The 9186-nt window shown below is 68.9% G+C and carries 10 protein-coding genes; 2 read left to right on the plus strand and 8 right to left on the minus strand.

Annotated features, from left to right (window positions below; translation table 11 throughout):
• Nucleotide 1 precedes the first annotated feature (1 nt).
• From ACFULV_RS00385 to ctaD, 8 genes are all read right to left on the minus strand, one after another.
• Entirely contained in the window at nt 2–778 is a 777-nt protein-coding gene (locus ACFULV_RS00385; RefSeq protein WP_378633242.1) for an enoyl-CoA hydratase-related protein, read from the minus strand.
• A 9-nt stretch (nt 779–787) separates the two neighbouring features.
• Nucleotides 788–1594 (minus strand): NUDIX hydrolase, encoded by an 807-nt coding sequence (locus ACFULV_RS00390; RefSeq protein WP_378633240.1) that lies wholly within the window; start codon nt 1592–1594, stop codon nt 788–790.
• Between the two features lie 211 nt (nt 1595–1805).
• The gene (locus ACFULV_RS00395) at nt 1806–2642 is read right to left on the minus strand and encodes an ABC transporter ATP-binding protein (RefSeq protein ID WP_358063630.1); all 837 of its coding nucleotides are present in this window, start codon (nt 2640–2642) and stop codon (nt 1806–1808) included.
• An 18-nt stretch (nt 2643–2660) separates the two neighbouring features.
• Nucleotides 2661–2819, minus strand: a complete 159-nt coding sequence (locus ACFULV_RS00400) for a hypothetical protein (RefSeq protein WP_378633237.1) — start codon at nt 2817–2819, stop codon at nt 2661–2663.
• A gap of 140 nt (nt 2820–2959) precedes the next feature.
• On the minus strand, nt 2960–3742 hold the full coding sequence (locus ACFULV_RS00405; RefSeq protein WP_378651605.1) for a peptidyl-tRNA hydrolase: 783 nt from the start codon (nt 3740–3742) through the stop codon (nt 2960–2962).
• A gap of 110 nt (nt 3743–3852) precedes the next feature.
• Nucleotides 3853–4278 carry a hypothetical protein gene (locus ACFULV_RS00410; protein WP_378651608.1) on the minus strand — a complete coding sequence of 142 codons (426 nt, stop codon included), beginning with the start codon at nt 4276–4278 and terminating at the stop codon, nt 3853–3855.
• Nucleotides 4279–4358: 80 nt separating this feature from the next.
• The gene (gene serB, locus ACFULV_RS00415) at nt 4359–5588 is read right to left on the minus strand and encodes a phosphoserine phosphatase SerB (RefSeq protein WP_378652394.1); all 1230 of its coding nucleotides are present in this window, start codon (nt 5586–5588) and stop codon (nt 4359–4361) included.
• An 81-nt stretch (nt 5589–5669) separates the two neighbouring features.
• Nucleotides 5670–7412: a cytochrome c oxidase subunit I gene (gene ctaD / locus ACFULV_RS00420; protein WP_378633231.1), complete on the minus strand. Its 1743-nt coding sequence runs from the start codon at nt 7410–7412 to the stop codon at nt 5670–5672.
• 298 nt (nt 7413–7710) lie between these two features.
• Here ctaD and ACFULV_RS00425 point away from each other — a divergent pair, with 298 nt between their 5' ends.
• Both ACFULV_RS00425 and ACFULV_RS00430 read left to right on the plus strand, forming a co-directional pair.
• Nucleotides 7711–8514: a VOC family protein gene (locus ACFULV_RS00425; RefSeq protein WP_378651610.1), complete on the plus strand. Its 804-nt coding sequence runs from the start codon at nt 7711–7713 to the stop codon at nt 8512–8514.
• 189 nt (nt 8515–8703) lie between these two features.
• Nucleotides 8704–9123, plus strand: a complete 420-nt coding sequence (locus ACFULV_RS00430) for an AMP-binding protein (protein WP_378651613.1) — start codon at nt 8704–8706, stop codon at nt 9121–9123.
• Nucleotides 9124–9186: the final 63 nt, after the last annotated feature.

The raw sequence follows: 9186 nt of genomic DNA on the forward strand, positions 1-9186 counted from the left end.
GCTAGCGACCCGTGAAGGTCGCGGCGTTGGGTCCTTCCGCGGCGAAGGTACGGGTGCCGGTGCGGGCGTCGTCGGTGTCGAACAGCGCCGACCACTCGGTGACCGCGGTGGAATGGCCGTGCGGCCCGGACTCGAAAACCGCCTTGGCCGCGGCGAGGGCGCGGGGTGCGGCGGTGACGAACTGCGCGGCCCACGCGCGCGCCGCGGTGAGGACATCGTCGGGCGCGACGACCTCATCGACCAGGCCGATCTTCTCGGCTTCTTCGGCGCCGACGAAACGACCGGTGTAGACGAGATCCTTGGCCCGGCTCGCGCCGATGAGCAGCGAGAGCCTTCGGATGCCGGAGAGCGGAATCAGGCCCGCTTTGATCTGCGGCAGACCGAGTTTCACGTTGTCGCCGACGATCCGGTGGTCGGCGCCCAGCGCGAGTTCGAGGCCGGCGCCGAGGCAGTAGCCGGTGATCGCGGCGACCGTCGGCTGCGGAACCCGCGAGAGGCAGCCGAGCGCGGCCTGGAGATCGGCGGCCATGGCGGCGGCCTGTCCGGCGTCGAGCTCGGCCAGCTCCGACATCTCGTCGCCCGCGCTGAACACCCGCTCGTCGCCGTAGACGATCAGGGCCGAGACCCCGGGATGCTCGGCCACCGTGGCCGCCGCGGCCGCCACCTCACGGGCCAGCTGGGCGTCGACGAGGTTCAGCGGCGGACGATCGATGCGCAACAGCGCGACGCCACGGGTGGTCGGCTCGGCGGGCAGCTCGAGGGTCACGAATTCGGCCATGGGAGCAACCTACCGGCCGCCGAGTGCACCCAATTGCGGTAGCTCGTCGAAATACCGTTCGTTGTCGGGGAAGTCCGACAGCGGACGCCCGCCCGCCCCCGGCGAGTACTTCGGCATGATCGGCTCGACGACGCGGTCGGCGGCCAGCGCGGCCGCGGTGTCGGCGAACCCGCACAGGGCGTCGAGCTGCGACCACGTCGGTGGCATCAGCACGTGTTCGCCTGCCCGCCAGCTCGCCAGGGCGTCCTGCGGTGTCCGCCAGGCCACCTGGGCGGCCTCGGAGGTGGCGCCGTCGGCGATCTGGCCCTGCGGGAGCACCGCGACGAAGAAGCGGGTGTCGTAGCGGCGGGGTTCGGCCTCCGGCGTGATCCAGTTCGACCACGGACGGAGCAGGTCGGCGCGCAACACCAGGCCCTCGGCCGCGAGGAAATCGGCGAGCGACAATTCGCGGCGCTCGAGCTTGCCGCGCGCCGCGCGATAGCGCGCCGAGTCGTCGACGACGGAATCCGCGGTCGGTCCGGCCAGCAGCACGCCGCATTCCTCGAACGTCTCCCGCACGGCCGCGGCGACGAGCGCCTGCGCGGTCTGTTCGTCGGTGGCGAAACGCTCGGCCCACCAGGCGGGTTCGGGGCCCGTCCAGGCGATGTCGGCAGTGCCGTCGGCGGCGTCGACGCCACCGCCGGGGAACACTGTCACCCCGGCCGCGAACGCCATCCCCTTGACCCGGCGCTGCAGGAACACCTCGATACCCGCCTCGCCGTCACGCACCAGCATCACGGTCGACGCGTCCCGCACGGAGACCCCGGACTCACTCATATCGTTCCTCTCCACCACCGAGCCGCACGCCCGGCGAACACCGATCTGCCGACCGGACCGGCTGTCTCCTTCGAGCCCAGCCCTGTCAGCACCCTAACGCCCGCTTGGTCGAGCGTGAGCCGGGATTCCCGGCGACCGGGCGCTCAGGCAGGTCAGCCCGGCCGTCGGTGCGCGAAATCGCGGCTCGCGAGTCAGTGCGGCGAGCCGACGCTCAGTTACGGCGCCGGTGCCCGCCCGAACGACGAGCCCGCCGCGCGAACCACCGCCCGTCGACCCGGTCGAGCGCGATCGACTGGCTGAAGGCGTTGCTCAGATTCTCGGCGGTGAGTACATCGCCCAGCAGACCTTGGCCGACCACCTCCCCCTCCTTGAGGAGCAGCGCGTGCGTGAAGCCGGGCGGGATCTCCTCGACGTGGTGGGTCACCAGCACCATCGCGGGCGCGTCGGGGTCGGCGGCGAGATCGCCGAGACGTTCGACGAGTTCCTCACGCCCGCCCAGGTCGAGGCCCGCGGCCGGTTCGTCGAGCAGCAGCAGTTCGGGATCGGTCATCAGGGCGCGCGCGATGAGCACCCGCTTGCGTTCGCCTTCGGACAGGGTGCCGTAGGTACGGTCGGAAAGGTGTTCGGCGCCGAGGGTTTCCAGCATGTCGACCGCGCGTTCGGTGTCGATGTCCTCGTAGCGTTCGCGCCAGCGGCCGAGCACGGCGTAGCCGGCCGAGACCACCAGGTCACTGACCTTCTCGTCCACCGGGATGCGGCTGGCCACCGCCGCCGAGGACAGTCCGATACGTGGCCGCAATTCGCTGACGTCGACGCGACCGAGCGTCTCCCCCAACAGATTCGCGTTACCGGAGGTCGGATGGAGTTCGGCGGCGGCCATTCTCAGCAGCGAGGTCTTGCCCGCGCCGTTCGGGCCGAGCACCACCCAGCGTTCGTCGAGCTCTACTTGCCAGGAGACCGGGCCGACGAGGGTTCGGCCCGAGCGACGGATGGTCACATCGGAGAAGTCGATGAGCAGATCGGGATCGGGTTGCGACACGCGCTCCATCTTGGCCCACGCGGGCTCTCAGCGCAGCGACCGGCCCGTGCGAGATTCGTCGATCCTGGTCGTCGACGGGTCACCCGGGCTGCGAACTTCGCTGCGCAACATCCGCGCGGCGACGAAGGAGACCGGCACCGACAGCACAACCCAGACGATCAGGATCACCACAATCGTCGTCATCATCGCGGAACCTCCCTGTACCTCGACGTGCACGGCTGTCGGTTACGTATACCCGTGAGGCGCTGCCGCCACACCGCGTTATCGCGGCGAGTCGCGAAAACCGCAACCCAACTGCCGGATTCGCGTCGCGCGTGTCGCGGCGATCACTGCCGTGGCGGCACCGCGATCACCGTCATCGAACCGGGCGCCACCTCGGTGAAACCGGCGTCGCGCACAGCCACCGCACGACCCGCCGCCACCTCGGCCACCAACCCCGCCCACTGCTGTTCGCCGGCGTCGCGCACCGCGCAGCGGAATTCGCGCTCCGCCCATGCGGCCGCCGCGGCCACGGGCAGCGCACCCGCCAGCAGCATGCTCGCGTGCCCGACCTGTGCGGCCGCCTTGCCCACCGACATCTCCAGCGCCGCGTTCACCCACAGCACCGGCGATGCCGGATCCGCCGGGCCCGGCTCGTCGTGGTCGAGATCGGTTCCGCCGATCTGGAGTTTGCGGATGCGCTGATCGATCTCCCCGACCGGGCCGGGAACGAACGCACGGGCCTGCGCGCCGTCGACCTCGACAGTCACCCCGTCGACGTCTCCCGCGGCCACCCACTGCGCACCACGCGCCCGCCGGGCGACCTTCCTGATCCGCGACCGCTTCCACGCGAGGTACCGCGGCTCCCACTCCCCGCCGGGCCCCGAACGCGGGTCGAGGCACACCGCGACCGCCGCGGCGGCGGCCGCTTCCAGCAGTGCGCTGCGGGCGGGCGGGTCAGCCTTGGGAATGTGCAACACCATCTGCATCGCCTGCACCATCGCCGGATCGTCGGGGTCACCGCCGCCGCCGTAGCCCTGCGCCAATTCCGCATGCCGAGCGGCGAATTCGGCCGCTTCGTCGCGGACCGGGGCCTCGGCCTGTTCCTCGGTTTCCAACCCACTACCCATGCCACAACACCCGTTCGATCGACACCAGTCCGCCCGCCAGCCTAATAGCGCGGGCGCGTGGCCTTCCCGGGCCTTTCCCCGGGACAAGGGTGGTCTCGCGCCGACCCGGCTCAGCTCACCCGGACATCCACCATGAAGGTCGGCTCTGGGCCGATCGATGGTTCGCTGGCCGGCCCGTACGTGAACTGCAGCGAGGTCACCCCCCGTTCGATCGCCCGGAACGGCCACACCGTGGCGTTGCCCTCACTGGTCGGCCCACCGTCGGTGATCAGGATGCCCTTCTCGGCGTTGACCATCCCCCACTCGCCGGTCGACGCGGGATCCCGCGGCAGACGCACCAGCAGGCGCTGGCCCACCGTCGCCACGACCGTGCTGCCGTTGGCGGGCAGCTCGATCGTCAGCGGATCGGCCGCGGACTGCGCGACGGCGGTCGGCTGGAGGGTGACGTCATACGGTTCGGTCTCGTCGCCACCGCATCCGGCGGTCGATCCGCCGAGCCCCGCCAGGGCGACCAGGACGAGAAATGACCTGCGCACAAACAACCTCCCGGTGACGAGCGGTGACGACGTGCCTGTGCCGTCACTCTACGTCGGTGAGGTCGCGATTCCGCGTGACGCTACCGGCCGAGCAGCGGAACCCGTCGCACGCCACCGTCACGCGCGTCGGCCGCTTCCACCTCGTCGCGGGTGACGCCGAGGATGAACAGCACCGCGTCCAGGTAGGGGTGCGACAGCGCCGTGTCGGCCACCTCGCGCAGCGCGGGCTTGGCATTGAACGCCACGCCGAGCCCGGCCGCGTTGAGCATGTCGATGTCGTTCGCGCCGTCACCGACCGCGACGGTCTGCTCCATCGGCACCCCCGCCTCGGCGGCGAACTTGCGCAGCGCGGTCGCCTTGAACGCCCGGTCGACGATCTCGCCGACGACCCGCCCGGTGAGCTTGCTGTCGATGATCTCCAAGGTGTTGGCCTGCACGAAATCGAGTTCCAGCTCGTGCGCGAGCGGCTCGATCACCTGCCGGAACCCACCGGAGACCACACCGCAGCGGAAGCCGAGCCTGCGCAGGGTACGAATCGTGGTGCGCGCGCCCGGGGTGAGCTCGATCCGGTCGGCGACCTCCTCGATCACCGACTCGTCGAGGCCCTCGAGGGTGGCCACGCGCTGACGCAGCGATTCGGCGAAGTCGAGCTCGCCGCGCATCGCGGCCTCGGTGACCTCGCGGACCTGGTCTTCGACGCCGGCGTGCGCGGCCAGCATCTCGATCACTTCGCCCGTGATCAGGGTGGAGTCGACGTCGAACACGATCAGGCGCTTGGCCCGGCGGGCCAGCCCGGCCCGTTCCACCGCGATGTCGACCTGTTCGGCGACGGCCACCTCGGCCAGTGCGGTGCGCAGCCGCGCGTCGCCTTCGTCGCTGGTGTCGGTCGCGGTGACCATCAGTTCCATCCCGGTCACCGGGTAGTCGGCGATGCCACGGATGGAGTCGATGTTGGCGCCACCGGTGGCGAGTTCACGCGAGATGGCGCTGAAGGCCTTCGCGGTGACCGGGGCGCCGAGCACCACGACCGCGTGCGTGGACATCGGCGGCTTGCCGATCTGCGCGTCGACCGACACGTCGACCTGCATGCCGACGGTGTTCATCGCCTCTTCGAGCTCGTCCTGCAACGCCTCGGGGTCGTTGGGGCACGACACCAGCACCCCGAGGGTGAGGCGACCCCTGATGACCACCTGCTCCACGTCCAGCAAGCTCACCTGATGCCGGGACAACGTCGCCAGCAGCACCGAGGTGACGCCTGGTCGGTCGGGGCCGGTGACGGTCACGAGAACTGTGGTGTCGGCCAAGTCGATCTGCTCCGTTCGATTACCCACAAAAAGAGTGTGCACCCGCTGGTCACCCAGCAGGTGCACACCCTGTCGTTCGGTGGTGTCCTACTTCTTCGCGAGCGCGCCTTCGGACACGTGCGTGCTGTGCTTACCCGAGCCCCAGCCGACGTGCGCCTCGGCCTTCATGCGGTCGACCATGTGCGGGTAGTGCAGCTCGAACGCGGGACGCTCGGACCGGATCCGCGGCAGCTCGTAGAAGTTGTGGCGCGGCGGCGGGCAGGTGGTGGCCCACTCGAGGGAGTTGCCGTAGCCCCACGGGTCGTCGACCGTGACGACCTCGCCGTAGCGGAAGCTCTTGAAGACGTTCCAGATGAACGGCAGCATCGACGAGCCCAGGATGAACGCACCGATCGTGGAGATCGTGTTCAGCGTGGTGAAACCGTCGGACGGCAGGTAGTCGGCGTAGCGACGCGGCATGCCCTCGGCGCCCAGCCAGTGCTGGACCAGGAAGGTGGTGTGGAAGCCGACGAAGGTGGTCCAGAAGTGCCACTTGCCCAGACGCTCGTCCATCATGCGACCGGTGATCTTCGGGAACCAGAAGTAGATACCCGCGAAGGTCGCGAACACGATGGTGCCGAAGAGCACGTAGTGGAAGTGCGCGACGACGAAGTACGAGTCGGTGACGTGGAAGTCCAGCGGCGGCGAGGCCAGGATGACGCCCGACAGACCACCGAAGAGGAAGGTCACCAGGAAGCCGATCGACCACAGCATCGGTGTCTCGAACGTCAGCTGACCGCGCCACATGGTGCCGATCCAGTTGAAGAACTTCACACCGGTCGGGACCGCGATGAGGAAGGTCATGAAGGAGAAGTACGGCAGCAGCACCGCGCCGGTGGCGTACATGTGGTGCGCCCACACCGCGATCGACAGCGCCGCGATACCCAGCGTCGCGTAGACCAGCGTGGTGTAACCGAAGATCGGCTTACGGCTGAACACCGGGAAGATCTCCGACACGATGCCGAAGAACGGCAGCGCGATGATGTAGACCTCGGGGTGGCCGAAGAACCAGAACAGGTGCTGGTAGAGCAGGATGCCGCCGGTGGCCGGATCGTAGATGTGGCCGCCCAGGTGGCGGTCGTAGGCCAGACCGAACAGCGCCGCGGTGAGCAGCGGGAACGCCAGCAGCACCAGCACGGAGGTGACCGCGATGTTCCAGGTGAAGATCGGCATGCGGAACATGGTCATACCGGGTGCGCGCAGGCAGACCACGGTGGTGAGCATGTTGACGCCACCGAGGATCGTGCCCAGACCCGAGACGGCCAGACCCAGGATCCACAGGTCGGTGCCGACACCGGGCGAGTGCAGGATGTCGGTGAGCGGCACGTAGGCCGTCCAGCCGAAGTCCGCCGCGCCGCCGGGGGTCACGAAGCCCGCGGTCGCCATGGAGGCGCCGAACAGGTACAGCCAGTAGCTGAACGCGTTCAGTCGCGGGAAGGCGACGTCGGGTGCGCCGATCTGCAGCGGCAGGACGATGTTGGCGAAGCCGAACACGATCGCCGTCGCGTAGAACAGCAGCATGATCGTGCCGTGCATGGTGAACAGCTGGTTGAACTGTTCGGGCGAGAGGAACTGCAGACCCGGACGTGCGAGCTCACCACGCATGAGCAGCGCCATGAGGCCGCCGATCATGAAGAAGCTGATCGCCGTCACCAAGTACATGGTGCCGAGCACCTTGGGGTCGGTGGTGGTGACCGCCTTGTAGAGGAACGAGCCCTTCGGCCCGGTCCGGGCCGGATACGGTCGAGTCGCTTCCAACTGAGGGACTGGCCTGGGCTCTACCGCAGTCACTGATCCTCCTGAAGATGCCTGTACGTCACTCGCAGCGTCGGCCGCGCCTGAAAGGACGGACAGCAGCAGACATGCGTTGGAGTGAATCGTAAACCGTGCTGCCGCAGCATTCCGCGCGGGTCCTACTCTGTGTCGTATTCGGCGCGCCGTAGTTCGCGATCCCGATCTTCCTCCGCAGGTCGCGTGGGTGCAACGGTTGTCGGCGATGACTTTTCGGCGGTCGGCGCGTCATGATCGATGCCGACGCGCGAACATGCCAGCGTCTCTATCGCGCTACCCCTTCAGCCGAGGAGAAGTCATGTCGTTCAGCCCGAAACCCGGTGATCCCACCTGGGTCGACCTCTACACCACTGATCTCGACCGCGCGATCGCCTTCTACGGCGAATTGTTCGGCTGGACCGCCGAACGCGGCGGCGAGGAGTTCGGCGGCTACACCACCCTGCGCAAGGACGGCCGAGCCGTGGCCGGTGCGATGGGTCGGCACGACGATCCGGGCGACCCGTACCCCGATCGCTGGACCGTCTACCTGAACTCCCCCGACGCCCTCGCGACGACGGCGAACGTGAGTCGAGCGGGCGGCAATGTCATCGTCGAACCGATGGCGGTCGGCGATCTCGGTGCGATGGCGGTGATCGCCGATGTCAGCGGTATCGGCGTCGGTGTCTGGCAAGCCGACACCTTCGCGGGCTTCGAAGCGGTCGGCATCGTCGCCGACGGGACATGGACCGACCACATCGGCGTCCCGTCCTGGTTCGAGCTGATCACCCGCGCCTACGACGAGTCCCTGGTCTTCTACCGCGACATCTTCGGCTGGCGCGACACCCTCACCATCGCCGACACCGCGGACTTCCGCTACACCACCATCCACGCGACCCCGCCCATGGGCGGCGGCATCCTCGACGCCAACGGCCATCTCGCCGACGGCGTACCCGGCTCGTGGACGGTCTTCTTCGGCGCCGACGACGTCGACAAGTCCGCCGAACAAGCGGTCGCCCTCGGCGGCACCGTCGCCTTCGAACCGATGAACACCCCCTACGGCCGCCTCGCCGGCCTGATCGACCCCACCGGCGCGCATTTCAGCATCGGCGGAAACGCCCGCTGAGGCGAAACCCACGGCGGCCGGCGGCGCGCGCACGAGGCTGCCGCCGCCGGGGTTCGCCCACCCAGGGGTGGTAATCGATCCCCCTGGGAGTCGGCGCACCAACGCTGGGGTTGCTGTCGGATCCCCCTCCCGAAGACGAGATTAGAGGTGTACCCACAGACACCCGTCAAGCCTTCGAAGGGGAACACGATGAGCACCCTGGTCACCGCACCCGCCGACAACGTCATCCCGATGCGCAGCCGCTCCGCCGCGCCGGTCGCCGGTCACCTCGCCGACGCCGATCTGGACCGTTGGGCGAACCGCCTGGCCCGGCTCCTGCTCACCCGTGGCGCCGACGCAGGCGACCGGATCGCCCTCGCTGTCGACCCCCGGATCGAGTCGGTCGTCGCCGAGGCCGCGGTGCGCAAGATCGGTGCGATCCCGGTGTCGCCGATCGAGGGCGCGTCCACCGCCCCCGGCGCCGGATTCGGGATCACCACCAGGGCCCGCCGGGGCGAACTCGGCGACGGCGCCGACTGGCTGGTGCTCGACGAGCGCTCGACCCTGCAGCGCTATCTGGTCACCTCCGACGCGCCGCTGGCGGCCACGGAACTGCGCGCAGTCTGCTGAACCCATTCCGATGCGCTCGATACAGGTTCAGAATGAACATAGAGCGCAGTACGCAACGGCGGG

It is taken from the genome of Nocardia sp. NPDC057272 (genome assembly GCF_042668615.1).
GTDB lineage: Bacteria > Actinomycetota > Actinomycetes > Mycobacteriales > Mycobacteriaceae > Nocardia.

Bases quoted from the DNA above. Each gene is read 5' to 3' on its own strand.
- ACFULV_RS00405 (WP_378651605.1), bottom strand. From the start codon at position 3,742: ATGGGTAGTGGGTTGGAAACCGAGGAACAGGCCGAGGCCCCGGTCCGC.
- ACFULV_RS00400 (WP_378633237.1), bottom strand. From the start codon at position 2,819: ATGATGACGACGATTGTGGTGATCCTGATCGTCTGGGTTGTGCTGTCG.
- ACFULV_RS00390 (WP_378633240.1), bottom strand. From the start codon at position 1,594: ATGAGTGAGTCCGGGGTCTCCGTGCGGGACGCGTCGACCGTGATGCTG.
- ACFULV_RS00395 (WP_358063630.1), bottom strand. From the start codon at position 2,642: ATGGAGCGCGTGTCGCAACCCGATCCCGATCTGCTCATCGACTTCTCC.
- ACFULV_RS00385 (WP_378633242.1), bottom strand. From the start codon at position 778: ATGGCCGAATTCGTGACCCTCGAGCTGCCCGCCGAGCCGACCACCCGT.
- ACFULV_RS00425 (WP_378651610.1), top strand. From the start codon at position 7,711: ATGTCGTTCAGCCCGAAACCCGGTGATCCCACCTGGGTCGACCTCTAC.
- ACFULV_RS00430 (WP_378651613.1), top strand. From the start codon at position 8,704: ATGAGCACCCTGGTCACCGCACCCGCCGACAACGTCATCCCGATGCGC.